Raw genomic sequence first — 26,650 nt, 5'->3', positions numbered from 1 at the left:
CTCAGATCCAGCGACGGGCGGTTGGTCAGAACCGCCCGTTCGCACATTCTGGCAGGTTTCGAACACACAAGAGCACGTATAAATGTTAAAACCATCGCGCAGGGAGGGCCGGGATGTCTCAGCCGAACCTGTGGTTCCTACCCCGTGCTTTTTGTCCGCACGGGGGCCATGGGGGCGGCAAGCTCCCGGTCTTCCCTGCGCCCTCTATTAGCTGGGGGGCGAGATGTCGGGCATGGCTCGGGCGCGGAGTGCGTCGCGAGGGCGATGCTGCTCGGGTTGCTGTTAGTTTTCTCCACGTGCTGTTTGACAATGTGGATCGGGATGGTCGCCGCTTGCGTCATTGCGAGCGAAGCGAAGCAATCCAGGGTCCCGCCCACGACTCTGGATTGCTTCGCTTCGCTCGCAATGACGGAGTTTGGCGCGGGCGGGGTCGCCAAACACTCCGCTGTCATCCTTCGCGAAAGCGGGGGATCCGGTAGGCCGAGACGGTCGTATTCGATCGATAGGCTGCGGCGTACTGGATTCCACGCTTTCGCGGGGAATGACAGGTGGAGGTGCGGCGGGAGCTTGCGCCGGATGGTCCAGGTGGAGTCGACCGGTGGTTGGGACACGCGACCAGCCTGGTGCACCGGACGGGTAGGGCGGACTAGCGCAGCGTATTCCGCCGGAGCTGGCTCCGGCGCGGGCGGATGGCTCCGGCGTCGTCGGAAAGGCGGCGGGTTACGCCTGCGGCTAACCCGCCCTACGAGGGTTACGACTTTGGTCGGACCGGCCAAAATGATGGCCGCGACGGGGCGGTCGGGACGTTGGCAAGTTATTGGGCGTAAACGTCTTTTCGTCCGCGCTCCGCCATCCGCGCCATTCCGCCGCAGTCTGTGTGTCCATCCATTACAGAAGTTTAACGCCGCAGCCAGCACGCCGTAAGGCTCCAGGCCCCATCTTCACTTGCGAACGGGGCGCACAGCCCGGGACACACGTTTAGACCTTGACCAAAATCACTTGCGGAGAAAACCGTATGACCGACCGTCCGACCGACCTGTCCTCGCTTCCATCCTATCGCCAGTCCCGGCGCGGGCTGTTCTCGGCGCGCAAGTTCGCGCTGATGGCCTCCGTGGTCGCGGGCCTCGGTGTTGCCGCCTACGGCCTGTCGCCGCAGGGGGCGCCGCTCGACCTGTTCTCGACCTCGGCGCATGCGCAGGTCGCCAACGAGGTCAGCAAGGTCGCGCGCCCGGTCGGCTTTGCCGACATCGTGGAGCGGGTGAAGCCGTCGGTGATTTCGGTCAAGGTCAACATCGCCGAGAAGGTGTCGAAGGACGATAGCGACGAGGATCTGCCGTTCCAGCCGGGCTCGCCGATGGAGCGCTTCTTCCGCCGCTTCGGCGGTGAGAACGGCATTCCCGGCATGCCGGGCCGCGGCGGCCGTGGTGGCGGTCGCGCCGTGACCGGGCAGGGCTCCGGCTTCTTCATCTCCGCCGACGGCTATGCCGTGACCAACAACCACGTGGTCGATAGCGCCAACAAGGTCGAGGTGACGACCGACGACGGCAAGACCTACAGCGCCAAGGTGATCGGCACCGATCCGCGCACGGATCTGGCGCTGATCAAGGTCGAGGGCGGCTCGAACTTCTCGTTCGCCAAGCTCGCCGACGGCAAGCCGCGCATCGGCGACTGGGTGCTGGCGGTCGGCAACCCGTTCGGCCTCGGCGGCACGGTGACGGCCGGCATCGTCTCGGCGGTCGGCCGCGACATCGGCAACGGCCCGTATGACGATTTCATCCAGATCGACGCGCCCGTGAACAAGGGCAATTCCGGCGGTCCGGCGTTCGATGTCGACGGCAATGTCGTCGGCGTCAACACCGCGATCTACTCGCCGTCCGGCGGCAGCGTCGGCATCGCGTTCTCGATCCCCGCCTCGACGGTGAAGAGCGTGGTGGCGCAGCTCAAGGACAACGGCTCGGTCAGCCGCGGCTGGATCGGCGTGCAGATCCAGCCGGTGACGCAGGACATCGCCGACAGCCTCGGCATGAAGAAGGCCGAGGGCGCGCTGGTCGCCGAGCCCCAGGCCAACGGTCCGGCGGCGAAGGCGGGCATCCAGTCCGGCGACGTCATCACCGCTGTCAACGGCGAGCCGGTGAAGGACGCGCGTGAGCTCGCCCGCACCATCGGCGGCATCGCGCCGGGCGCCTCGGTCAAGCTCAACGTCCTGCACAAGGGCGAGGACAAGACCATCAACCTGACGCTCGGCAAGCTGCCGAACACCATCGAGGCCAAGGCCGACACCGGCGGCGACAATGCGAGCCCGACCCGCGGCGCCGACGTGCCGAAGCTCGGCATGACGGTGGCGCCCGCGTCGAGCGTCGCCGGCGCCGGCAAGGAGGGCGTCGTCGTCACCGAGGTCGATCCGAAGAGCGCCGCTGCCGATCGCGGCTTCAAGGAAGGCGACGTCATCCTCGAAGTGGCCGGCAAGTCGGTGACCTCGGCCGGTGACGTGCGCGAGGCCATCAACGCCGCCAAGGCCGACAACAAGAACAGCGTGCTGATGCGTGTGAAGAGCGGCGGCCAGTCGCGCTTCGTCGCGGTGCCGCTGGCCAAGGGCTAAGGGAGGGCTAAGGCCCTCACGAGATGGGAGACCGCCGGCATGTGCCCCCGCACCGGCGGCTCTTCCTGGGGGCGGGCTTCAAGTTCCGCTCCCGCAAACCTTCCGTTGGATAATGCCCCCCTCCGTCGGAAGGAACTCGGGCGGTGAGGTCCCCCAGCCTCACCGCCCACTTTGCTGCCGATCAACCCCGGGCCCATGCCGCCTTGCACGGAAACGGCGGCCGGTCCATGTAGATGGACATCCAACCGTGACCGCCGCCCCCGTTTCCGCAATGCGCCTCCTGATCATCGAAGACGACCGCGAGTCCGCCGACTATCTGGTCAAGGCGTTCCGCGAGGTCGGACATGTCGCAGACCTCGCCAGCGACGGCGAGGAGGGGCTCGCCATGGCCGAGAGCGGGGATTACGACGTGCTGGTGGTCGACCGCATGCTGCCCAAGCGCGATGGCCTGTCGCTGATCGGCGCGCTGCGCGACAAGGGCAACCGGACGCCGGTGCTGATCCTGTCGGCGCTCGGCCAGGTCGACGACCGCATCAAGGGCCTGCGCGCCGGCGGCGACGATTATCTGCCGAAACCCTACGCCTTTGCCGAGCTGCTGGCCCGCGTCGAGGTGCTGTCGCGCCGCCATGGCGGCCCGGCCGAGGAGACCACCTATAAGGTCGGCGACCTCGAGCTCGACCGGCTGTCGCATCGCGTCGCCCGCGGCAAGGACGAGCTGACCCTGCAGCCGCGCGAGTTCCGCCTGCTCGAATATCTGATGAAGCATGCCGGCCAGGTGGTGACGCGCACGATGCTGCTGGAGAACGTCTGGGATTATCACTTCGATCCGCAGACCAACGTGATCGACGTCCACATCTCGCGGCTGCGCTCCAAGATCGACAAGGGGTTCGACCGCCCGCTGCTCCACACCATCCGCGGCGCGGGGTACATGATCCGTGACGGCCTTCGGTAAGCTGATCCGCACCACGGCGTTCCGGCTGACGCTGGTCTATCTGCTGTTGTTTGCGCTGTTCGCAGCCTCGCTGCTCGGCTATTTCGCCTGGAACACCCGCCGCCTCATCACCGAGCAGATCTCGACCACGGTCACCTCCGAGATCAGCGAGATGACCGACATCTTCGCCCGCTGGGGCCTGCGCGGCATCGTCGGCGCGATCGAGAGCCGCGCGCTGCGGCCGGGCGCCAATCTCTATCTGATCACCACGCCGAGCGGGCAGGCGATCGCCGGCAATGTCGGCTCGCTGGCGCCGGGCGTGATGGGCTCGTCCGGCTGGTCGGAGACGTTCTACCGGCGGCTCGACGACAGCACCGAGCACAGCCACCGCGCGCTGGTCTATGTCACCCAGCTCTCCAGCGGCTTTCGGCTTTTGATCGGCCGCGATCTCGAGGAGCGCCGCCGCCTGTTCGGCATCGTCGCCAAGGCGGCGCAATGGTCGGTGCTGGTCGTGGTGGTGCTCGGCATCGGCGGCGGCATCTTCGTCGCGCGGCGCGTGCTGTACCGGATCGACGCGATGACCGGCACGACGCGGCGGATCATGGATGGCGATCTCTCCGGCCGGCTGCCGGTCGGGCGCAGCGGCGACGAGCTCGATCGCCTGGCGGAGAATCTCAACGCCATGCTGGAACGCATCGAGGCGCTGATGACCGGCCTCAAGGAGGTCTCCGACAACATCGCGCATGATCTCAAGACGCCGCTGACGCGGCTGCGCAACCGCGCCGAGGAGGCGCTGGCGAAGTCGCGCTCCGAGGACGAATATCGCGCCGCGCTGGAGCGGACGATCGAGGAATCCGACGGCCTGATCCGCACCTTCAACGCGCTGCTGATGATCGCGCGGGCGGAGTCCGGGCAGGCGCGCGGCGACATGGTCGAGTTCGATGCGGCCGAGGTCGCCGGCGGCATCCACGAATTGTACGAGCCGCTGGCCGAGGACAACGAAATGACCCTGCGGGTCAAGGCCGCGGCTGCGCCGGTGCACGGCAATCGCGAGCTGATCAGCCAGGCGCTCGCCAATCTCGTCGAGAACGCGATCAAATACGGCAAGCCAGCCGCGCTGCCGCTCGATCCCGCCGCCGCCGCTGACAGCCGCGAGATCCTGATCGAGGCCCGGCGCGAGGGCGGGCAGGTGCTGCTCAGCGTCACCGATCATGGCGAGGGCATTCCCGAGGCCGAGCGCAAGCACGCCGTCGAGCGCTTCGTGCGGCTGGAGGCGTCCCGCACCTTGCCGGGGTCGGGCCTCGGCCTCAGCCTCGCCGCCGCGGTGGCGACCCTGCATGGCGGCGAGCTCCGGCTCGGCGATGCCAGGCCGGGCCTGGTCGCGACCCTGGTGCTGCCGGCCGGCGCAGGCGCACCCGCGAAGCTTGCGGCGCCGGCGCAGGATGTGCCACAGAAGGCCGCATGACCTCATCCGCGCCGGGAAACGCGGACGGGCAGATGCTGGCCGAACGTTTCGTTGCCGGCCCACATGTCCGTGCGCCCGACAAAGCCGAACTCCGTCTCAACGAGTGGCTCGCCGAGCTCGAGCCGTCCTTGGCCGCCTCGCTCCGCCCGCTTCTCGCCGGCGGCTGGGCCCGCACCATCCTGCTCGGGATTGCCGACAGCTCGCCCTATCTGTTCGATCTCGTCCGCGCCGACGGCCATCGCCTCGACCGTCTCTTGCGCTGCGAGCCGCAGGCGCATCTTTCCGAGCTGATCGCCCGCACCGGCCGCGAGGTGTTTGCCGCGTCCAATGAAGCCGAGGTGATGAGCCTTTTGCGCCGGCTGAAATCCGAGGCGGCGCTCCTGATCGCGCTGTGCGACATCGGCGGCGTCTGGCCGGTGATGCAGGTGACGGCGGGGCTGACCGACGTCGCGGTGTCCTCGGTGCAGATGGCGCTGCGGTACCTGTTGCGCCTGGAGACGGTGCGCGGCCGGCTCGCGCCCGTCGATGCCGACGATCCGGAGCAGGGCAGCGGCCTGTTCGTGCTCGCAATGGGCAAGATGGGCGCGGGCGAGCTCAACTATTCGAGCGACATCGACCTGATCGTGTTCTTCGATCCCGAGGTCAATTCGCTGGCGCGCGACATCGAGCCGCAGCCGTTCTTCGTCCGCGTGACCCAGGCGATGGCGCGGCTGCTGCAGAGCCGCACCGCGGACGGCTACGTGTTCCGCGTCGATCTCCGGCTGCGGCCGGATCCGGCCTCGACGCAGGTGGCGATGTCGACCGAGGCGGCGCTGCACTACTACGAGCGCGAGGGCCGCACCTGGGAGCGCGCCGCGATGATCAAGGCGCGGGTCTGTGCCGGCGACGTCGTCGCGGGCGAGGCGATGCTGGCCGAGCTGTCGCCGTTCGTGTGGCGCAAGCATCTCGACTTCCAGGCGCTGACCGACGTCCACGACATGAAGCGGCAGATGCAGGTCTATCGCGGCCACAGCGAGATCGCGGTCGAAGGCCACAACGTCAAGGTCGGCCGCGGCGGCATCCGCGAGATCGAGTTCTTCGCCCAGACCCAGCAGCTGATCGCCGGCGGCCGTCATCCCGAGCTGCGCGTGCGCCCGACGCTCCAGGCGCTCGACGTGCTCACGGCCAGCAACTGGATCACGGAGCAGGCGCGCGACGAGCTCACCACGGCCTATGAGTTCCTGCGCCGGGTCGAGCACCGCCTGCAGATGATGGCGGACGAGCAGATCCACAGCCTGCCCGACGATGTCGAGGGCGTGAGCCGCTTCGCATGCTTCTTCGGCTATGAGAGCCGCGAGCGGTTCGCGGCTGATCTGCTGTTCCATCTCGACATCGTGCAGGGACATTACGCGCGGCTGTTCGAGGGCGATCCGACCGGCACCGTCAGCCTGCCCGCGGTGAACTATGGCGCCGGGCCTGACGAGCCGCGCCTGATGGAGCATCTTGCCGGATTGGGCTTCCGCGATCCGGTGATGGTCGCCAAGACCCTGCAGCAATGGCTGGCGGGCGAGTACCGCGTGTTCCGTGCGGATGCGACGCGCACCGCGTTCACCGATTTCCTGCCCGCGCTGATCGATGGTCTCGCGCATGCCGACGAGCCGGATCGCGCCGTCGTGGCCTTCGACCGCTTCCTGCAGGCGCTGCAGCTCGGCGGCCGCCTGATCACCCTGCTCGGGCAGAACCGTGATCTCGTTGCGCTCGTCGCGCTCGTGCTAGGCGCTGCGCCGCGGCTCGGCGACATGCTGGCGCGGCAGCCGCGGCTGATGGACGGCCTGATCGATCCGCGCTTCTTCGGCGCCATCCCGGACCGGCGCGAATTGTCCGAGCGGCTGGCCTCGACGCTGCAGGATGCCGGGACCTATGAGGAGTTTCTCGATCGTCTCCGGCTGTTCGGCCAGGAAAGCCTGTTCCTGATCGGCACGCGCATCCTCTCCGGCACGGTGTCGGCGCAGCAGGCCGGCACCGCGTTCGCCGACGTCGCCGAGGGCATCGTGCACACCGTGCATGATCTCGTGACCGAGCGCTTCGCCGCCCAGCACGGCCGCATCAAGGGCCAGGAGACCGCGATCGTCGCGATGGGACGGCTCGGGGCCCGCGAGATGACGGCCTCGTCCGATCTCGACCTGATCCTGCTCTATGATTTCGACGGCGATGCCCCGGATTCCGACGGCGAGCGCTCGCTGCAGGGCGCCCACTACTTCGCGCGCTTCACTCAGCGGCTGATCTCAGCCTTCACCTCGCGCACCAATTACGGCGTGCTCTACGACATCGACATGCGGCTGCGGCCGTCGGGCCGCGCCGGCCCGCTGGCCTCGCACATCGACTCCTTTGCGCATTATCAGGAGCAGGAGGCGTGGACCTGGGAGCACATGGCGCTGACGCGGGCGCGGGTGATCTCGGCTTCGCCGGCGTTTCGGGTTCGGATCGAGGAAATCATCCAGGCTGCGCTGCGGCGGGTGCGCGACAGGAGCGCGATCGCGCGCGATGTCGCCGACATGCGCCGCGCGATCGCGGCCGAGAAGGGCGAGGCGGATCTGTGGGACCTCAAGCATGCCGCCGGCGGCATGGTCGACATCGACTTCGTCGCGCAATATCTGCAGCTCGTGCATGCGGCGACGACGCCGGAGATCCTCGACGTCAGCACGCTCGCGGTGCTCGACAATGCCGAGCGGCTCGGCGTTTTGCCGCGGGCCGAAGCCGTGATCCTGCGCCAGGCCGCGCGGCTGTATCACGATCTGACGCAGATCGTGCGGCTGTGCGTCAGCGACAAGTTCAGGCCGGATCAGGCCGGCGAGGACCTGCTGCGGGTGATGGCCCGCGCAGGCGACGCGCCGGATTTCTCGGCGCTCGAGGCGCGGCTGCGCGAGACGCAGACCGAGGTGCGGCGCGTGTTCACCGCCCTCGTGGAGGGATGACCGGGAGCGCGGTCGGACGGCCGCCTATGCCTTTTCCTTGGCGACCGCCGCCTGCTTCAGCCGGCCGATCGCTTCCTTCACCGCCGGGTCGAGGCCGGCGCCGCCGGCATCGTGGTGCGCATAGATCGTCTTGAGCATGCGCGGGTCCCAGAACTTCTTGATGTGCTCGGCGACGCCGGCGACCTCTTTCTCCTGCCCCTGGCTCTGGAAGAACTTGCCGATCTGGTTGGCCATGTAGACGAGGCGCTCGGAGGGGTTATGCGACATGGGTGTTGTCCGTCTCTGTTGGTCGCGCGCCGGTCTCGGCGCCCGCGACGATCCGGTCGGGATGGGTGAAGATTTCGAAGCCGTCGTTGCGGGCCACGGCAATGAGCGTGATGCCCGCGGCGTCCGCCATGCGAATGGCGAGCGCGGTCGGCGCTGACACCGCGATCATGATGGGGGCGCCCATGGCAGCCGCCTTCTGCACCAGCTCGACCGAGACGCGGCTCGTCAGGATCACGAGGCCCTCGCTCGCCGCACAGCGCGCTTGCGCGAGGTGGCCGGCGAGCTTGTCGAGGGCGTTGTGGCGGCCGACATCCTCGCGGAGCGCGACGATGCCGCGCGCCGGCGTCCAGAAGGCGGCGGCGTGCACCGCGCGGGTCTCGTGGTTGAGCTTCTGCAGCGGCTCGATCGCCGCCAGGGCCGCCATGACGTCGCGCGGCGTGAAACGCCGGCCGTCGGGGACATGCGCTGCCGGCCGGACCGCTTCGCTGATGGAATCGATGCCGCACAGGCCGCAGCCGGTGGGGCCGGCGATGTTGCGGCGGCGCTCGGCCAGGCGTTCGGCGAGAGCGTCGGGCAGCCACATCCTGAGCTCGATGCCGTCATCCAGCTCGACGACGTCCAGCGAGATGATGTCGTCGCGGCTCGTGACAAGACCTTCGTTCAGGCTGAAGCCGATGGCGAAGTCGCGGAGGTCCTGCGGCGTCGCCATCATGACGGCCTGGGTGCCGCCATTGTAGGTCAGCGCGACCGCAGTCTCCTCCGGCACGCGGCGGTGGCCCTCGGTGAGGGCTCCGTCGCGCCAGACCAGACGATCCGCGATGCGCACTGCATCGGTCATGCTACTCCGCCGCCTCCACGACCGGGGCGATGCGGCGCGAGTTGCGGGCCTGCTCGTCATAAGCCTTTTGCCAGTCCGACGGACCGTTGGACTGCGACACCTGCACCGCCGTGACCTTGTACTCCGGACAATTGGTCGCCCAGTCCGAGTAATCGGTGGTGATGACGTTGGCCTGGGTCAGCGGATGGTGGAACGTGGTGTAGACCACGCCCGGCGCCACGCGCTCCGAGATCAGCGCATGCAAGGTGGTCTCGCCGGCGCGGCTCGTCAGCCGCACCCAGTCGCCGTCGCGGATGCCGCGCTGCTCGGCGTCATGCGGATGGATCTCCAGCACGTCCTCGCCATGCCACACCACGTTGTCGGTGCGCCGCGTCTGGGCGCCGACATTGTACTGCGACAGGATACGCCCCGTGGTGAGTAGCAGCGGGAAGCGCGGGCCGGTGCGCTCGTCGGTCGCGACATATTCGGTGACCACGAACTTGCCCTTGCCGCGGACGAAGCCGTCGACATGCATGATCGGCGAGCCCTCGGGATACTTCTCGTTGCAGGGCCACTGCACCGAGCCCATCTCCTCGAGCTTCTGGTAGGAGACGCCGGTGAAGGTCGGTGTCAGCGCTGCGATCTCGTCCATGATCTCGGACGGGTGGTTGTACGTCATCTCGAAGCCCATGGCCTTGGCGAGGCCGATCGTGACCTCCCAGTCGGCCATGCCATTGCGCGGCGTCATCACCTTGCGCACGCGCTGGATGCGGCGCTCGGCATTGGTGAAGGTGCCGTCCTTCTCCAGGAAGGTCGAGCCGGGCAGGAACACGTGGGCGTAGTTGGCGGTCTCGTTCAGGAACAGGTCCTGCACGATGACGCATTCCATCGACGACAGCGCCTGCACCACATGCGTGGTGTTCGGATCGGACTGCAGGATGTCCTCGCCCTGCACGTAGAGGCCCATGAAGGTGCCTTCGATCGCCGAGTCGAACATGTTGGGGATGCGCAGGCCCGGCTCGGGGTTGAGCTTGACGTTCCACATCGCCTCGAACTGCTCGCGCACCGCGTCGCCCGCAATATGCCGGTAGCCCGGCAGCTCGTGCGGGAACGAGCCCATGTCGCAGGAGCCCTGCACGTTGTTCTGGCCGCGCAGCGGGTTCACGCCGACGCCGCGGCGGCCGATATTGCCGGTCGCCATTGCGAGGTTGGCGATCGCGATCACCGTGGTCGAGCCCTGGCTGTGCTCGGTGACGCCCAGGCCGTAATAGATCGCGCCGTTGCCGCCGGTGGCGTAGAGCCGGGCGGCGCCGCGGATCGCTTCCGCATCGACGCCGGAGATCTTTGCGACCGCTTCGGGGCTGTTCTTCTCCAGCGCGACGAACTCGGCCCAATCCTGGAATTCGCTCCAGTCGCAGCGCTCGCGCACGAAGGTCTCGTTGACCAGGCCCTCGGTCACGATCACATGCGCCATCGCGGTCAGGATCGCGACATTGGTGCCGGGCAGCAGCGGCAGATGGTAGTCGGCCGCGACATGCGCCGACTTCACGAGATCGATCTTGCGCGGATCGACAACGATCAGCTTGGCGCCCTGGCGCAGCCGCTTCTTCATGCGCGAGCCGAATACCGGATGCGCGTCGGTCGGGTTGGCGCCGATCACCATGATGACGTCGCTGTCCTCGACCGAGTCGAAGTCCTGCGTGCCGGCTGAGGTGCCGAAGGTGGTGGCAAGGCCGTAGCCGGTCGGCGAATGGCAGACGCGGGCGCAGGTGTCGACGTTGTTGTTGCCGAAGCCGGCGCGGATCAGCTTCTGCACCAGATAGGTCTCTTCGTTGGTGCAGCGTGACGAGGTGATGCCGCCGATCGAGTCGCGGCCATACTTCGCCTGGATGCCACGCATCTTGTCGGCGGCGAATTTGAACGCCTCGTCATAGGAGACCTCGCGCCAGGGCTGGTCGATGCTCTCGCGGATCATCGGCTTGAGGATGCGCTCCTTGTGGGTCGCATAGCCCCAGGCGAAGCGGCCCTTGACGCAGGAATGGCCGCGATTGGCCTTGCCGTCCTTGTACGGCATCATGCGCACCACTTCCTCCCCGCGCATCTCGGCCTTGAAGGTGCAGCCGACGCCGCAATAGGCGCAGGTGGTGACGGCCGAGTGCTCGGGCTGGCCGATCTCGATCACGCTCTTCTCGGTCAGGGTCGCGGTCGGGCAGGCCTGCACGCAGGCGCCGCAGGAGACGCATTCCGAGCCGAGGAAGCTCTCGCTCATGCCCGGCGAGACCCGGCTGTCGAAGCCGCGGCCGGAGATGGTCAGCGCGAACGTGCCCTGGACCTCCTCGCAGGCGCGGACGCAGCGCGAGCAGACGATGCACTTGGAGGGATCGTAGGTGAAATAGGGGTTGGACTCGTCCTTCGGCAGCCAGGCCGGATTGGCCTCGCCGCAGGCGTCGGCGAACACGTGGTTCTCACCCTGGTTGCCGTAGCGCACGTCACGCAGGCCGACCGCGCCGGCCATGTCCTGCAGCTCACAATCGCCATTGGCGGCGCAGGTCAGACAGTCGAGCGGATGGTCGGAGATGTAAAGCTCCATCACGCCCTTGCGCAGCTTCTTCAGCCGCTCGGTCTGGGTGTGCACGACGAGGCCCGCGGCCACCGGCGTGGTGCACGAGGCCGGCGTGCCGGCGCGGCCCTCGACCTCGACGAGGCAGAGGCGGCACGAGCCGAACGCGTCGACCATGTCGGTCGCGCACAGCTTCGGGATCTGCGTGCCGGCCTCCATGGCCGCGCGCATGATCGAGGTGCCCTCGGGAACGGTGATGCTCTGGCCGTCGATGGTGAGCGTGACCATCTTTTCGGACTTGGAGAGCGGCGTGCCGTAATCGGTTTCGTGGATGAGCGACATGGTCGGTGTCCTTGTTCCCGATATCTTATTCCGCAGCCTGCAGGCGCGGCTGCTGGGGGCCGAAATCTTCGCGGAAGTGCTTCAGCGCCGAGAGCACAGGGTAGGGCGTGAAGCCGCCGAGTGCACAGAGCGATCCGAGCTTCATAGTGCCGCAGAGGTCCTCGACCAGGGCGATGTTCTCGGCGACGCGCTCGCCGCGGCGGATCTTGTCGATGGTCTCGGCGCCGCGCGTCGAGCCGATGCGGCAGGGCGTGCACTTGCCGCAGGATTCGATGGCGCAGAACTCCATCGCGAAGCGCGCCTGCTTCGACATGTCGACGGTGTCGTCGAACACGACGATGCCGCCATGGCCGATCAGGCCGTCCTTGGCGGTGAACGCCTCGTAGTCGAACGGCGTGTCGAACAGGGCGCGTGGGAAGTAGGCGCCGAGCGGACCGCCGACCTGCACCGCACGAACGGGACGGCCGGTGAAGGTGCCGCCGCCGATGTCGTCGACCAGTTCGCCCAGCGTGATGCCGAACGCGGTCTCGAACAGGCCGCCGAACTTGACGTTGCCGGCGATCTGGATCGGCATCGTGCCGCGCGAGCGTCCCATGCCGAAATCGGCATAGGCCTTGGCGCCCTCGTCGAGGATGAACGGGATCGCGGCGAACGACAGCAGGTTGTTGACCACGGTCGGCTTGCCGAACAAACCATGATGGGCGGGCAGCGGCGGCTTGGCGCGCACGATGCCGCGCTTGCCCTCGAGGCTCTCCATCAGCGCGGTCTCTTCGCCGCAGACATAGGCGCCGGCGCCGGTGCGGACCTCCAGCTCGAACGTATAGTTCGAGCCCGCGATCTTGTCGCCGAGCAGGCCCGCCTTCCTGGCGATGTCGATCGCCTTGGCCATGGTCGCAATCGCGTGCGGATATTCCGAACGCGTGTAGATGTAGCCCTTGGTGGCGCCCACCGCGATGCCGCAGATCGTCATGCCTTCGATCAGGACGAAGGGGTCGCCTTCCATCAGCATGCGGTCGGCGAAGGTGCCGCTGTCGCCTTCGTCGGCGTTGCAGATGACGTATTTGCGGTCGGCTGCCGTCTGCGACACCGTCTTCCACTTGATGCCGGTCGGAAAGCCGGCGCCGCCGCGGCCGCGCAGGCCGGAGGTGGTGACCTCGGCAATCACGGCGTCAGGCGTCAGCGACAGGGCGCGCGTCAGGCCCTTGTAGCCGCCATGGGCGCGGTAGTCGTCGAGCGACAGCGGATCGATGATGCCGCAGCGGGCGAAGGTGAGGCGGGTCTGCCGCTTCAGCCACGGGATCTCCTCGGTCAGGCCGAGCGAGAGCTTGTGCGACTTGTCGGCGATAACAGCGTCGAGCAGCGACGGAACGTCGTCTGCTGTCACCGGTCCGAAGCCGAACCGGCCCTGCGCCGTCTCCAATTCGACCAGCGGCTCCAGCCAGTACAACCCACGCGAGCCGTTGCGCACGATCTCGATATCGACCTTCCGCTCCAGCGCCGCCTTGTGCAGCGCGTGGGCGACCTCATCGGCGCCGACGGCGAGTGCGCCGGCATCACACGGGACAAAAAGACGCACGCTCATCGCTGGGCCTCCGAGACGAGGGCATCGATCCGGGCTTCGTCGAGCCGGCCGACCAGCCGGCCGTCGAGCATCGCCGATGGCGCGGTGGCGCACAGGCCGAGGCAGTAGATCGGCTCGAGCGTGACGCGCTCATCGGCCGTCGTGTTGCCCATGGCAATGCCGAGCTTGGCTTCGGCGCGGGCCGCGAGGGCGTCGCCGCCAGCGGCCTGGCAGGCCTCGGCGCGGCACAGCTTGAGCACGTGACGACCGGCCTTGTTGGCCCGGAAATCATGGTAGAACGTGAACACGCCGTAAACCTCGGCGCGCGAGAGGTTCAAAGCGGATGCGATCATCGGAATGGCATCCTCCGGCACGTGGCCGAACGTCTCCTGCAACGCATGGAGGATGGGCAAGGTTGCTCCCTCCATCTTGCTATGTTCGGCGATGATCTCGGCGCCGCGCGCCGCGTCCCAACTTTCGTACATCGGCGTCATCTTGGGCGTCATCCTGATCCCGATTCTGCGTTGCAAGCGTTTCGCACATCCAAATTGGAATTGCTCAAGATATCAATAAAGCAGTCCCGTGCTGCGATAGCGAAACGCAATCGAGAGATAGCTAGAAGTTGACGAAAAACGGGCCTTCGCGCGACCGGCTTGCGGCCGCGTTTTACCGTGTCGGCGACACCCTCGTCGTGATAGGTTTCACCCTGGCCGGCAGCCGCCGAAAACGCGTGGAACCGGGCCGTTCAACCGCTGGAAGGCCGCCCTCTTGATCGACAAGCTCGAACTGCTGCTGGCGCTGGCCAAGGAGCGTCATTTCGGCCGGGCGGCGGAGGCGTGCGGCGTCACCCAGCCGACCATGTCGACCAGCATCAAGCAACTGGAGGAGATCCTCGGCGTCATGCTGGTGCAGCGGGGATCGCGGTTCCAGGGATTCACTCCCGAGGGCGAGCGGACGCTCGACTGGGCGCGCCGGATCGTCGGCGACTTCCGGGCGATGCGCCAGGAGATCAATGGCCTCAAGGACAAGCTATCCGGCGAAATCCGCATCGCGGCGGTGCCGACCGTGCTCGGCATGGTTGCGTCGCTGACGACGCCGTTCCGCGCCAAGCATCCGGAGGTCCGGTTCCGCATCATGTCGTGCACCTCGGCCGACGTGCTGGGACTGCTGGAGAACCTCGAGGTCGACGCCGGACTGACCTACATCGAGAACGAGCCGATCGGCCGTGTCAGAACCATCCCGCTCTACAACGAGAGCTACCGCCTGCTGACGGCGCCCGACGCCATGTTCGGCGATCGCGAGCAGGTGACCTGGAAGGATGTCGGGCAGGTGCCGCTGTGCCTCTTGACGCCCGATATGCAGAACCGCCGCATCATCGACCGCGCGCTGCGCGCCGCCGGCAACGACGTCACGCCGACGCTCACCTCGAACTCGCTGCTCGTGCTCTACACCCATGTAAAGACCGGCCGCTGGGCCAGCGTGATGCCGGCCAAGTTGGCCGAGACGCTCGGCCTCGCCGACAAGGTGCGCTCGATCCCGATCGTCGATCCCGTGATCAACTACCAGATCGGCCTCGTCATCCCGCAGCGCGACCCGATGACCCCGCTGATCGCGGCCCTGGTGCAGGTGGCGCGCGAGGTCGCGCCCAGCCTGCAGGCGTGAGGCGCATGTCGGCACCGTCACCCGACCTCGCCGGCGTCATCGGCGGACTTCGGGCTCTCATGCGGTCGCGGAGCTCTGGCCTTGCGCGTGGCGCGTGGCCCGGAGCTCGTAATGCGCGGCATGGCCGTCGTAGCGGCTGAGCAGCTTCCGCGCCGCGGGCGGAACCACCGCCGCGTCATGGGCTGGACCCGCAAAGCGAACCACCGCCGCCTGATCTGCGAAGGTCATGATCGTCACGAATTCGACCTCGGCCTCCAGCGGTCTGCGCAGCAGCTCGATGCCTAGAAATCCTTCGATTGCCCGATCGACGATGGCTGGAAAGATCGTCGACCGCAGCAGCTCCTCATAGGCATCGGCATCCACCGCCCTGGTCCAGCCGTGCCAAATCCGCTTCAGCATCGCGATGCTCCTTTGGGTCCGATGATGGTCACCGAACCCTTGCACGGGCGTCGAGCGCCGGACTTGGTGAAAGTTGCGGTCCGCGCTGCGAACTCGCGGAGCGGCTGCCTCCGCTCAGTAGGCCGCAAATTGCTCCCGCATGATCTTCTCCTCCTGCCGGATCCGCAAGGTCAGCGGCACGGCATAGATGATCAGGCCGGCCACGAGCGTGACATAGGCGTGCAGCGTCAGCGCGTAGCCGATCAGCTCAGGCAGGATGTTGAGGAAGTAGTTCGGGTGGCGCACGATCCGGAACAGCGGATGGGTCACCAGCGCGTGGTCGCGCGCGAGCATCAGCTTGACGGTCCAGAGGCGACCGAGCAACTGCGACACCACGAGCAGCATCACCGCGCCGAACAGATAGATCACGAAACCGATGATGCTGACGGCGTCGAGCGGTGCATCCCGGACGAGGCCCTCGGCCGTCGCGGCGAGATAGAAGGCGACATGCACGATGGCCAGCCAGCGCGACACGGATGCGCCGTATTCGACGGCGCCTTCGGCGCGCAGCCGCTTCTCGTTGCGGATCGAGATGCCGAGCATGGCAAAGCGATAGGCGAAGGCGGCAACGATAAAGGCGATGATCACACGCGGTACTCCAGTTCTCGGAGCGATTGCCTTAGTTGCCCATGCGTAGGTGCGTCAATACCACGTTCCGCTCATGTTGCTTACCAAGCACGAAGCGATGTCATGATGCGGTCATCCACCTGCGTCATGCAGCCCGCGCTGCCCTTCTGAAGGGCAAGCCGATCGCATTCCTGGGCATCATCCGCCGCGTCCGTGCCTGGGCACGCATCATCAGTCGTGACAGCATACGCCTCTCTCCACCCGTCATTGCGAGCGCAGCGAAGCAATCCAGGCTGCCGCCGCAGGGATGGTCGGCGCTGCAGGTAGGCCTCGCTAGTGCCATCGGCCGGCGAGGGCTCATGCGCTCCCCGAATGCTGAGCTTGCGCCTGGCCCGTGATCCTTAGCTCATAATGCGCGGCTTGGCCGTCATAGCGGCTGAGCAGCCGTTGCGCTGCCGGTGGCACCACGGCTGTCTCATGCATCGGACCGGCGAAGCACACCACCGCCGCCTGATCGGCGAACGTCATGATCGTCGCGAACTCGCCGCCGTCGATCGGCCTGCGCAGCAGCTCGATGCTCAAAAACCCCGCGATGTTCCGGGCCTCGATCCCTGGAAAGATCGCCGCGCGCAGCAGGTCCTCATAGGCATCGGCATTTGCGGGAGTGCTCCAGCCGCACCAGATACGCTTTAGCATCAGATTGTCCCTCGACAGTGCGATCTCGACTCTCGCGCAGTGAGGTCCGCCAAACTTGGCAATAATTGCTGATCGCCGTCGACGACTGCCACGTGCGGATCAGGCGCCGCCGATCCTCGCCAACAACTCGCGCTGCCAAGATTTGAGGCCAGGGTCGTTGGAACGCATCCTGGCGCTGGCCCTCAACTCAGGTGAAATGTCTTTGCGTTCCGGAGCGAACTGTCGCTCCAGGAGACCTTGCAGCACGGCCTCTGCGTGTCCCGAAACCGGCACACCGATGAGGTCGAACAGGAGCTCGTCGGCTCCAGCCCAGCCTGGAGCGGAAAGCGGCGTTACGGCGCGATACAGGCTGAGACCCAGTGCGACCCGGAGAGGATCGCGACTCGCGAACAGGCCGAGCATGCGCCCCTTGATGCGGTCGGGAAATTGCGTGTATTCCAGAAGCGCGATATTCCTCCAGCGATCGACGGCCATGGCTTCGAGCGTACTCGCGCCAGAGCCGACCAACTGCTGTCGACCGAAATACTGTTCAATCCCGATCAGGACCTCGTCGTAGGGAAACGGATCGACCGGGTGTCGGAGGGCATCGCGACTGACACCGATCGACTCGGCCAGAAGCACCTCGCCATCGACCGGCGGACCAGCCTCCACAGGGGTTGGTCGCTTCTCGAACAGGGCCAGTGGAAGAACCCACTTCATGTCCATGGTCCCCTTGATCCGTCGGGCCAGGACGCGGCTATGTCCGGAGTTTCGTTCCAGAAGTTCGTAGACATAGCCGTGGAAGCGGATCGGCAGGTCGTCCGCCGCCAGCCAATATCTGCCGTCATGGTTTCTCTCCGAAAGGAAGAGGCCATCATCGAAATCGACGACCGAACTTTTCGTGGCGCACTTTCCTGGATAACCGAGACGGAGAAAGTCGAGCGCGCGGACGGCATTCTCCGGTGCGAGACACGCCGTGCCATCCGCCGGCCGATACAGCGTCCAATCGATCCGGCCATAGCCGGTGGACTTCAACGCCACCTCGTGAGCTGACGTGGCGAGCACGCGAATGCTGGCGTCCTCATAGGACTTCGAGCTTTCGATCGCGAGAAGGGCGTGGTTCTGCTTGTCGGGCTGCTGCCGCGGCACAGCCATCTCGACCAGTGCAGCTTCATCTTGCTGCACTCGCCACGAGGAGTGGAGATAAATGGCGCCGGCAAGGACGATGGGACCCAACAGAAAGCCGTAGCGGCCCTTTACGAGCCCATAGAGCGGAATCGCCAAAAAGGGAGCGCAGGCCAGACCTAGGGGAATCAAAAGAAGCGGCGATGCAAACATCGCCACGAAGACGAGGCTGTTCGGGAGTGACGCAAACAGAGCTGCTTCGGCAAGTGATACGAGGAATACGATGCCAGCCGAGAGGACCACGTCGAGCAGAAGCAGAAGAAGGCGGCGAAGCATTGGTGCACCATGCTTTGGCGACAGGCCATGGGAAGACCCAGCCTCCCGGTTGCAGACCTCCAATCTGCAGGCAAAGAGTTAAGGGCTTGATGATCAAGTCCATCGGCGTAGCACCGCCTTGTCATGTTCGCGGGATCTCATTGCGTAACGCGGTCGCGAGCGCGGGGTGAGTCGCCCGTCGAGCGAGACGAGGCCTCGAGATGCCTTGCGAACAGGTCTCGCGTATCCCCGCGGGCCTGCGCCGAGATATAGAATTCGCAAGCGAAATCAACGTGCGACGCTCTGTCAAGATTGCCAGTGAAAAATATTCTGCTTTTCAGAATTAAAATCCTGTGTCTTCCTATGTCCATCCCGCCTCAAGCAAAGGGGCGTTGCGCGCGATCGTCACGACACGCGAGGCGGGGATGCGGTGGCCGCGGGCGTTCGCAGCGTCGTCTCAGGATGGCGCGGACGAACGGATGTCTTGCGGACGTGAAGTCGCAGCGGCCTGACACCCCGAAGCTGGTGTCCAACTCGGAGCGAGGCTTGGCTTCGCGCGGGAATGGTGGCCAACAAGCCGGCGCACCAGGGCGACTGCGTATAAGCGTGAAGACCATCGCGCAGGGAAGGCCGGGTTTGTCCGGCTGCACCTGTGGTACCTGCCGCCTGCATTTTTTCTCGCAGGCGGCCCGCAGGCGTCAGCCGACGCCTGGCCTTCCCTGCTCCCTTTGCAATTCGAAGGGCATGACTGATCGCATCACTCGGGCATCGTGTGCCGCGAGACCGCGGTGTCATGTTCGAAGCGTCCACGGTGTTCGAATGCATGGCTGTATGAGACGTAAATCCGATCTTTCGCGTGTCGTCCCGGGCAAGCCGCGTCGCGCGAGAGCACGTTGCGGCGCCGACCCGGGACGAATACTCCGCGGCGGGTGTGAGATGCGAGTTGGTTGACGAGCGTGCCTCAAACGGCTGCCTGGGGTTATGGGTCCCGGCTCAAGGCCGGGACGACGGCGGTGGTTGTCGATGCAGACAGGGTACGACCAGAGTTCGTAGTTGGGCGCGCTGCCGTAGGGTGGGCAAAGCGGCGCCGTCAGGCGGCGCGTGCCCACCGTCTGCGTCGTGAACATCGGTGGGCACGGCGCGCGATGAAGCGCTGCTCGACACGCAGCTTCACGGGCGCGCCTTTGCCCACCCTACGGCATCGCGCATGCCCCTCAGGCCGCGACCGAGATGCTCGCCGTCGCCTTGTACGCGTCGCGGGGCAGGGTGACGCGGACGACGGTGCCGCACTCCAGCCGCGAGCGCAGCCGCATCGAGCCGCCGTGCAGCTGGGCCAGCGAGCGGGCGATGGCGAGGCCGAGCCCGGAGCCGTGATAGGTCTTGGTCATCTGGCTCTCGACCTGCTCGAACGGCCGGCCGAGCCGCGCCAGCGACTGCGCGGGGATGCCGATGCCGGTGTCGGCGATGATCAGCACGACCTTGTCCTCGAACACGCGGCTCCGCATCGTGACACGGCCGCCTTCGGGGGTGAACTTCACCGCGTTCGACAGCAGGTTGACCATGATCTGCTTGGTGGCGCGACGGTCGGCGACGACGGGGATGCTGCCTCCGATGTCGGCGTCGAGGACGAGGCTCTTGTCCAGGGCGCGACCGGAGACGACGCGCAGCGATTCCGCCAGCGTCTTGGCGAGGTCGAGCGGCTCCATGTCGAGCTTCATACGGCCGGCCTCGATCTTCGACATGTCGAGGATGTCGTTGATCACCTCGAGCAGATACTGACCGGAGGTCAGGATGTCGTGGCAGTATTCCTGGTACTTCTCGGAGCCGAGCGAGCCGAACATGCCGCTGCCCATGATCTCGGAGAAGCCGATGATGGCGTTGAGCGGCGTGCGCAGCTCGTGGCTCATATTGGCGAGGAATTTCGACTTGGTCTGGTTGGCTTCCTCGGCGCGGGTCTTCTCCTGCGAGTATTTCTCCGCGAGGTCGGCAAGCTCGATCGCCTGGCGCTCGAGCGCGCTCTGCGAGCGCTGCAGGTCGATCACGGTGGCGCGCAGGCGCAGGTCGTTGTCGACGAGCTTCTGCTCGTGCTCCTTGATGCGGGTGATGTCGGTGCCGACCGAGACGTAGCCGCCGTCCTTGGTGCGGCGCTCGCTGATGTGCAGCCAGCTGCCGTCGTCGAGCTGCGCCTCGAAGGTGCGGCCGCCCGGCGCCTGCTGGCTGTGATCGTGCAGCCGCGTGCGGATCTCCGGCATCTTGCCGACCTCGATGACGGTCTCATAGGAGGTGCCGGGGATCACGGCGGAGTCCGGCAGCTTGTGCAGCTTCTGGAAATGCGAGTTGCACAGCACCAGCCGGTTGTTGGCGTCCCACAGCACGAAGGCTTCCGAGATCGTCTCGATCGCGTCGCGCAGGCGGAGGTCGGCCTCGACGGTCTTCTCGACCAGGCTCTTCTGCTCGGTGACGTCGACGGCGATGCCGATCAGGTGCAGGCCGGAATCGGAGGTGCCCTGGCTGAGCTCGCAACGCACCCGGAGCCAGATCCAGTGACCCTCGGTGTGGCGCATCCGGAAGCTCTGATCGATCTGGTGGATGTCGCCGGCGACGAGCTGGTCAGCGATCTCGAACAGGTCGATGTCGTCCGAGTTCACCAGCGCGTTGACCTCGCCGAAGGTGAGGAGGTCGGTGCGGTTTTCCAGGCCGAGCATCGCGAACATCGAGTTCGACCAGAAGATGCGGCCGCGCGACAGGTCCCAGTCCCACAGCCCGCAGCGGCCGCGATTGAGCGCGGTGTCGATGCGGCCCCGCACGGCGTCGTTGATCAGGTCGCCCTCGCGGGCGCGGGTCGACTGCCAGTGGAAGGCGAAGCCGAGGATCAGCACGACGAAGCCCGTCGTCGCCGACAGCGTGACCGAGAGTGCGGCGTCCGAGCCCCAGATCGGCTCGAGCTTCTCCTGGATCACCACGACGCGGCCAGGCAGCGCCTTGATCAACTGCGACACCGCGAAGGCCGGACGGCCGTTCGGCAGCGTGATCTCGGTGACGGCGCCCTGCAGGCCCGGCGTCGCCAGGAGCTGCGCGGTGGAGATCAGGTCGAGGATACGGTCGTTCTCGCCGAGTCCGGTGTCGACCGGAACCCGGGCGAGAATGCGGTGGTCGGCGCCGGTCACGATCACGTGGCGGCCGGGCGCTGCGCCCCAGGCGGGGATCAGGTCGGGCAGCAGGCTCTGCAGGTGCTCGATATGGGCGATGCGGTCCGGGCGCATCGCCAGATTGCCGATGCGGTCGGCGAGCAGGTCGGAGATCGCGGCCAGGTCGCGCTTGGTCGCGCCGCGCTTCTGACGGCTCTGGTCGAGCACCTGGACGAAAGCGCCGAGGCAGATGGTGACGAGAAAGGCGATGATCAAAGTAGGGACAGCACGACGCAATACCGGCTCAGCAGTCAGCAGCCTTTGATAGGCCGGTTTCGCGATCGATTGCGCCAACCCCTTGATGGAATCAGAAGATTGGACGCACGCGTTCGCGGCATGCGCACGCGTCATGCTGTAGACCCCCGAAACTTCTTGGATACCCGAATTTCGAAAGAGCCCCAGCCGCTTCCGAATCAAGTTGATTTGAATCCAGATTTCTCGGGCTGTCGAGAGTCAACGATTTGGCAAAAGCTAATAAATCTTATCCAATGCGGATTTGCCATGGCGAAATGCCGGCAGAGTGAGTCCGAAGCGGGAACGCAGCGTGACGTTCAGGCCTCAACCGTGCGGCGGCTCGGCGTGACTGATGACGCGCTTGACGCTCGGGAAGGCGCGACGCACTCCGCGCTCGATGTGGTCGACATTGTCGTGCACCTTCAGCACGCTCATCGACGGCGCTGCGCGGCAGTGGAAGTTGACGATCTCGCCAGCCTCGGTGTTGCGGACGCGGACATTGTGCACGTCGTACATGTCGGTCTCGGCTGCGAGGCGCTGCAGGGCCGCGGCGATCTCGGCGATCCGCTGCGCCGGCGCGTCGACGCCGAATGGCAGCTCGGGCTCGAGCGGCTCGATATGGGTGTCGACCTCGACATCGGCGCCGAATTCGTCGCGGATCGAGCGTTCCAGCTCGTGCGCGATCGCATGTGCCGCGAACAGGCTCATGTCGCCGTCGACCTCGAGGTCGATCGCGACGATCAGGCGCCCGCCGACATCATGGACGGTGACGTGATGGATCGCGAGGCCGGAATTGCGCGCGATCACCATGATGCGCTCGCGCACGCTCTCATTGCTGAGCGCGACCGGTACCGTCGTGAAGGTGACGTCGGCGCCGGACAGGCTGGCATCGACCGCGGCCTGCGCATCGCGCTTGATCTCGTGCACGCGGTCGATCGGGTAGGTGCGCGGCACCTGCACCGTGGCGTCGACGAAATGCGTCGCGCCGACGAGCCGCACCCGCAGCCGCTCGACATCGACGACGCCATTGATCGAACGGATCGCGGCGCGCGCCTTTTCGGCCGCGCCCTCCGGCGCGCGGTCGAGCAGTGTTTCTACGGTGGAGCGCGCCAGCCGCAGGCCGAGCATCGAGATCATCAGGGCGACGGCGACCGCGGCGGCGGAATCCCCCCACCAGAACCCGAACGCGGTGAGGACCAGGCCGGCGATGACGGCGATCGAGCCGAGCACGTCGGAGGCAAAATGCAGAGCGTCGGCGGCGAGCGCCTGGCTGTGGGTCTCGTGCGCGGCCCGCTGCAGCGCGCGGGCGCGCCAGAAATTGACGGCGATGTCGATCAGCAGCACCACGAACGGAATCGCCGACAGCGACGGCGGTGCCGCCGCCTCGCGCAGCCGGCTGACGGACTCGACCAGCACGCCGCCGGCCAGCACGTAGAGCAGGGCGATGACGCCAAGCGCCGACAGGCTCTCCAGCTTGCCGTGGCCGTAATGATGCTCGTCGTCGGCCGGCCGGTCCGATACCCGAACCACCATCCACGTGATGACGGTGGCGACGACGTCGACGGCGCTGTGCAGGGCCTCGGAGACGAGCGCGAGGCTGCCGATCAGGATGCCGACGATGAACTTCGCCGCGGCCATGCTGGCGCTCGCCGCGATCGAGATCGCGGCGACACGGGTTTTCCCGGAATCGACATGGGAGGCGGCGTCTCTCATGGCGGCGGATGTAGCAGCCGAGGCCGCACCATGAAAGCCGGGATCGCGCGGTCCATGTGCGTGGACCGCGCGCTGTTTCGAGTGCTTCTAAATCTCAGAAGGTTGCGTTCACAAGGTCACCACGATCTTGCCGAGATGCTTGTTCGCCTCCATGTGCGCGAACGCCGCGCCAATGTCGTCGAAGGCGAAGACGCGGTCGATCGGCAGCCGCAGCGTGCGCTGCTCGACCGCACCCCAGATGTCCTTCTTCACCTCGTCGAAGATCGCGCGGATCTCCTCGATCGAGCGGGTGCGGAAGGTGACGCCGACATAGGTGATGCGGCGCGCCGCGTGCAGGTCGAAGTTGAAGTCGGCATGGGTGCCGCCGAGCCGGCCGACATTGACGATGCGGCCGAGGACCTTGGTTGCGGCGAGGTTCTGATTGGCGACCTTGCCGGACACCTGGTCGATGATCAGATCGACGCCCTCGCCGTTGGTCGCCTGCAGCACCTGGTCGACCCAGGCAGGATCGCTGGAGTCGATGGCGAGATCGGCGCCGAACTCCTTGAGCCGTCCGCGGCGCATCGCATCGGTCGAGGAGCCGATCACGAGCCGGGCGCCCTTGAGCTTGGCGATCTGCATCGCCATCAGCCCGACGCCGGAGCTCGCACCCTGCACCAGCATGCGCTGGCCCGGCTGCAAAGCGCCGTTGGTGACGACGGCGTTGTGCATCGTGGTCAGCGCGATCGGCAGCGTGGCGGCCTCGTCGAAGTTCATGTTCGACGGCGCGTGGAACAGCCGGCCATCGTCGGCAAGGGTGTATTCGGCGAACGCCGCGCTGCCCGAGCCCATGACCTTGTCGCCGATCTTCACGCCCCTGGCGTCGGGCCCGAGCTCGGCGACCTCGCCGGCCCATTCCATGCCGAGGACGGTGCCGACGCCGCCGGCGGCGCCATGCACATGCCCCTTGGTCATGCCGAGATCGGCGCGATTGAGGCCGCAGGCGCGCACGCGCACCAGCACCTGCGTGCCCTTCGGCGCGGGCTTGGCGATATCGGTGATCGCGGCGCCCTGGGCGCCGTAGACATAGGCTTTCATCGCAAGGAATCCTGTCGGGTCAGCATGAACGGCGACCTTACTGTGCCGCTCCTCTCTGCGCACCGCCTAACAGGCGGCGCGCAGCTCCGACAAGGTTCTCTCAGGATTGAACCGGTTCCGCTGACCGGGCTGGATGCGTCAGGCGGCGACTGGAGCTTCCGCTTCGTCGAAGGCCGAGGAGACGTCGCGCATGCTGATGACGCCGGCCAGCGCGAAGTCGACAATGACCGGGAGGTGGCGGATGTGGTGCACGTTCATCAGGTGCCGCACGTGTTCGAGCGTATCCTCGGTGCTGCAGGAGATCAGCCGCTGCGGCGAGATCAATTGCGAGACCTTCAGGTTGACGCCGGCGGCGCCATGCTCGGCGATGGCGCGCACGACATCGCGCTCGGTGAACATGCCGGCCGCGGTGTTGCCCTCGGTGCGGACGACATCCTTGACGACGAGGGCGCTGACGTTGCTGGCGCGCATCAGCTGCGCCGCGACGCCGACGGTCTCGTTCATTCGCACCGTGATCACGCGCGCCATCTTGTTGCGCAGGATGTCTCCGACCTTCATGGCACCCTCCCGTTTGGTTGGTAGTGAACGGGAGGAAGTCTGGTATACGTTATGCCAGAAGTCAATCGGGTTTGATGGCTTTTCGTGCGCGAGGCCACCGAAAAAACACGTCAGCGACACTGCCGGATATGACCGGGGCATCCCGCCCCGGCGCAAAAAAAAGAGGCGCACCGCTGGTGCGCCTCCTGAAGTCGCGGGAGGAAACCGTGGCGTCACGCCATCCTGGCGTCCTGCGTCACCGGCTCGGTGACCGGCTCCTTGCCGAGGATGAAGGCCCGGCGCAGCGGCTTGATCACGAACAGCGCCATCAAGGCGGCCGTCGCGTTCAGCGCGACGCCGATCACGAACACGGCCTGCCAGCCATACTTTGCTGAGACGATGCTGGCGAGCGGGACCAAGAGCGAGGCGGTGCCCTTCGCAGTGTAGAGCATGCCGTTGTTGGTCGCGGCGTATTTGCTGCCGAACGTATCGCCCGAGGTCGCCGGAAACAGGCTGTAGATTTCGCCGAAGACGCCGAAATAGACGGCGGTGGCGAGCACGAACACGATCGGGTTGTGCCCGTAGCTCGACAGCGTCAGCAGCATCAAGGCGGCCGTGCCGAAGGCGATGAACATGGTGTGCTCACGACCGATCGTGTCGGAGATCCAGCCGAACACGGGGCGGCCGAAGCCGTCGAAAATGCGATCGAGCGAGATCGCGAACGTCAGCGCCGCCATCTGGAAGCCGGCGAGCGACACCGGCTCGTTGGCGATCTTGAAATCGTGGGCGATCGGGGCGATCTGGGCGGCGGTCATCAGGCCGCCGGAGGCCACCATGACGAACACCAGATACATGATCCAGAAGATCGGCGTGCGCAGCACCTGCGGCGGCGTGTAGTCGATCTTGGTCTGCGGCAGGTTGAGCTGCTTCTTGCGGGCCGGCACCGCAACCGTCGGCGGCCGCAGGAAGATCGCGAGCACGAACACGACCAACCCCTGGCCGATGCCGAAGGTGAAGAAGGCGCTCTGATAACCGCTCGAGGCGATCATGCTGGCGATCGGCACCACGGTCAGCGCCGCACCGGCGCCGAAGCCCGCGGCGGTGGCACCAGCGGCGAGCCCGCGGCGGTCGGGAAACCATTTCAGCGCATTGCCGACGCAGGTGCCGTACACCGCACCGGCACCGATGCCGCCAATGACGGCGCCGGCGTAGAGCAGGGTGAGCGAGTCGGCGTAGGAGTTCAGCACCCATGCCAGCGAAATCATGACGGCGCCGAACATGATGACGAGGCGCGGGCCGTATTTGTCGACGAACCACGCCTCGACCGGCACGAGCCAGGTTTCTGTGACGACGAAGATCGTGAAGGCCAGCTGGATCGCCGTGCGACCCCAGTGAAACTTCGCGTCGATCGGATCGACGAACAGTGTCCAGCCATATTGCAGGTTGGCGATCATCGCCATGCAGATGATGCCCATCGCGAGCTGGAGCCAGCGGAAGCCGCTGGACTGTGCCTGGACAGGCGGTGTTGCCTCTGTGCTGGAAACCATGTGTCCTCCCAAACGCGCTCTGTTGGAGGATGCCGCTGCGAGCGCGCTCCTCATCTGCGCATCGAGCCATTCTGGT

20 protein-coding genes are annotated in these 26,650 nt (G+C 66.4%); 6 read left to right on the top strand and 14 right to left on the bottom strand.

The window, feature by feature from the left end; all coding sequences use genetic code 11:
- Positions 1-1,015 precede the first annotated feature (1,015 nt).
- The 4 genes from ACQR1F_RS29130 to ACQR1F_RS29115 all read left to right on the top strand — a co-directional run bounded on the left by ACQR1F_RS29130 (position 1,016) and on the right by ACQR1F_RS29115 (position 7,949).
- A complete protein-coding gene (locus ACQR1F_RS29130; RefSeq protein WP_434914327.1) occupies positions 1,016-2,599 on the top strand; it encodes a Do family serine endopeptidase in 1,584 nt (527 codons plus the stop codon).
- Positions 2,600-2,870: 271 nt separating this feature from the next.
- Positions 2,871-3,551 carry a response regulator transcription factor gene (locus ACQR1F_RS29125; RefSeq protein ID WP_315726077.1) on the top strand — a complete coding sequence of 227 codons (681 nt, stop codon included), beginning with the start codon at positions 2,871-2,873 and terminating at the stop codon, positions 3,549-3,551.
- A complete protein-coding gene (locus ACQR1F_RS29120; protein ID WP_316238672.1) occupies positions 3,535-4,995 on the top strand; it encodes a sensor histidine kinase in 1,461 nt (486 codons plus the stop codon). The genes ACQR1F_RS29125 and ACQR1F_RS29120 overlap by 17 nt, the downstream gene beginning before the upstream one ends.
- Positions 4,992-7,949 carry a bifunctional [glutamine synthetase] adenylyltransferase/[glutamine synthetase]-adenylyl-L-tyrosine phosphorylase gene (locus tag ACQR1F_RS29115; RefSeq protein WP_434914326.1) on the top strand — a complete coding sequence of 986 codons (2,958 nt, stop codon included), beginning with the start codon at positions 4,992-4,994 and terminating at the stop codon, positions 7,947-7,949. Before ACQR1F_RS29120 ends, ACQR1F_RS29115 begins: the two co-directional genes overlap by 4 nt.
- 24 nt (positions 7,950-7,973) lie before the next feature.
- Here ACQR1F_RS29115 and ACQR1F_RS29110 read toward each other — a convergent pair whose 3' ends face one another.
- From ACQR1F_RS29110 to ACQR1F_RS29090, 5 genes are read right to left on the bottom strand one after another with little or no spacing between them, the layout of a single operon-like run.
- Positions 7,974-8,216, bottom strand: coding sequence for a formate dehydrogenase subunit delta (locus ACQR1F_RS29110; protein WP_315777578.1), 243 nt, complete (start codon positions 8,214-8,216; stop codon positions 7,974-7,976).
- Positions 8,206-9,054, bottom strand: coding sequence for a formate dehydrogenase accessory sulfurtransferase FdhD (gene fdhD / locus ACQR1F_RS29105; protein ID WP_434837928.1), 849 nt, complete (start codon positions 9,052-9,054; stop codon positions 8,206-8,208). Before fdhD ends, ACQR1F_RS29110 begins: the two co-directional genes overlap by 11 nt.
- A 1-nt stretch (position 9,055) precedes the next feature.
- The gene (gene fdhF / locus ACQR1F_RS29100; RefSeq protein WP_316182737.1) at positions 9,056-11,935 is read right to left on the bottom strand and encodes a formate dehydrogenase subunit alpha; all 2,880 of its coding nucleotides are present in this window, start codon (positions 11,933-11,935) and stop codon (positions 9,056-9,058) included.
- Between the two features lie 25 nt (positions 11,936-11,960).
- A complete protein-coding gene (locus ACQR1F_RS29095; protein WP_315805079.1) occupies positions 11,961-13,517 on the bottom strand; it encodes a formate dehydrogenase beta subunit in 1,557 nt (518 codons plus the stop codon).
- Positions 13,514-13,990 carry a formate dehydrogenase subunit gamma gene (locus ACQR1F_RS29090; RefSeq protein ID WP_434914328.1) on the bottom strand — a complete coding sequence of 159 codons (477 nt, stop codon included), beginning with the start codon at positions 13,988-13,990 and terminating at the stop codon, positions 13,514-13,516. Before ACQR1F_RS29090 ends, ACQR1F_RS29095 begins: the two co-directional genes overlap by 4 nt.
- Positions 13,991-14,264: 274 nt before the next feature.
- On the opposite strand from ACQR1F_RS29090, the gene ACQR1F_RS29085 reads away from it, so the two are divergent.
- Complete coding sequence (locus ACQR1F_RS29085) at positions 14,265-15,158, top strand: LysR family transcriptional regulator (RefSeq protein ID WP_316238669.1); 894 nt, start codon at positions 14,265-14,267, stop codon at positions 15,156-15,158.
- A 57-nt stretch (positions 15,159-15,215) separates the two neighbouring features.
- Here the strand turns inward: ACQR1F_RS29085 and ACQR1F_RS29080 are convergent, their stop codons facing one another.
- The 6 genes from ACQR1F_RS29080 to ACQR1F_RS29055 form a co-directional block, all read right to left on the bottom strand.
- Positions 15,216-15,557 (bottom strand): antibiotic biosynthesis monooxygenase, encoded by a 342-nt coding sequence (locus ACQR1F_RS29080; protein WP_434848298.1) that lies wholly within the window; start codon positions 15,555-15,557, stop codon positions 15,216-15,218.
- A 114-nt stretch (positions 15,558-15,671) separates the two neighbouring features.
- A complete protein-coding gene (locus ACQR1F_RS29075; protein WP_434914325.1) occupies positions 15,672-16,184 on the bottom strand; it encodes an isoprenylcysteine carboxyl methyltransferase family protein in 513 nt (170 codons plus the stop codon).
- 336 nt (positions 16,185-16,520) lie between these two features.
- Entirely contained in the window at positions 16,521-16,859 is a 339-nt protein-coding gene (locus tag ACQR1F_RS29070; protein ID WP_315805083.1) for an antibiotic biosynthesis monooxygenase, read from the bottom strand.
- Positions 16,860-16,958: 99 nt separating this feature from the next.
- Complete coding sequence (locus tag ACQR1F_RS29065; protein ID WP_434847671.1) at positions 16,959-18,299, bottom strand: hypothetical protein; 1,341 nt, start codon at positions 18,297-18,299, stop codon at positions 16,959-16,961.
- Between the two features lie 1,193 nt (positions 18,300-19,492).
- Positions 19,493-21,817 (bottom strand): sensor histidine kinase, encoded by a 2,325-nt coding sequence (locus tag ACQR1F_RS29060; RefSeq protein WP_315805085.1) that lies wholly within the window; start codon positions 21,815-21,817, stop codon positions 19,493-19,495.
- Between the two features lie 207 nt (positions 21,818-22,024).
- On the bottom strand, positions 22,025-23,338 hold the full coding sequence (locus tag ACQR1F_RS29055) for a cation diffusion facilitator family transporter (RefSeq protein ID WP_434914324.1): 1,314 nt from the start codon (positions 23,336-23,338) through the stop codon (positions 22,025-22,027).
- On the opposite strand from ACQR1F_RS29055, the gene ACQR1F_RS29050 reads away from it, so the two are divergent.
- Positions 23,319-23,447, top strand: a complete 129-nt coding sequence (locus ACQR1F_RS29050) for a hypothetical protein (RefSeq protein WP_315716165.1) — start codon at positions 23,319-23,321, stop codon at positions 23,445-23,447. The genes ACQR1F_RS29055 and ACQR1F_RS29050 overlap by 20 nt on opposite strands.
- Before the next feature lie 74 nt (positions 23,448-23,521).
- Here ACQR1F_RS29050 and ACQR1F_RS29045 read toward each other — a convergent pair whose 3' ends face one another.
- The 3 genes from ACQR1F_RS29045 to oxlT form a co-directional block, all read right to left on the bottom strand.
- Positions 23,522-24,490 (bottom strand): quinone oxidoreductase family protein, encoded by a 969-nt coding sequence (locus ACQR1F_RS29045; protein ID WP_434914323.1) that lies wholly within the window; start codon positions 24,488-24,490, stop codon positions 23,522-23,524.
- 138 nt (positions 24,491-24,628) lie between these two features.
- Positions 24,629-25,048 (bottom strand): CBS domain-containing protein, encoded by a 420-nt coding sequence (locus tag ACQR1F_RS29040; protein ID WP_315805088.1) that lies wholly within the window; start codon positions 25,046-25,048, stop codon positions 24,629-24,631.
- Positions 25,049-25,260: 212 nt separating this feature from the next.
- Positions 25,261-26,574 carry an oxalate/formate MFS antiporter gene (gene oxlT / locus ACQR1F_RS29035; RefSeq protein WP_315805089.1) on the bottom strand — a complete coding sequence of 438 codons (1,314 nt, stop codon included), beginning with the start codon at positions 26,572-26,574 and terminating at the stop codon, positions 25,261-25,263.
- Positions 26,575-26,650 lie beyond the last annotated feature (76 nt).

It is taken from the genome of Bradyrhizobium sp. HKCCYLS3013, assembly GCF_051167615.1.
Taxonomy (GTDB): domain Bacteria; phylum Pseudomonadota; class Alphaproteobacteria; order Rhizobiales; family Xanthobacteraceae; genus Bradyrhizobium.
Note: the sequence above shows the minus strand (reverse complement) of the source record. Positions and strands in the feature narration are given on the sequence as shown.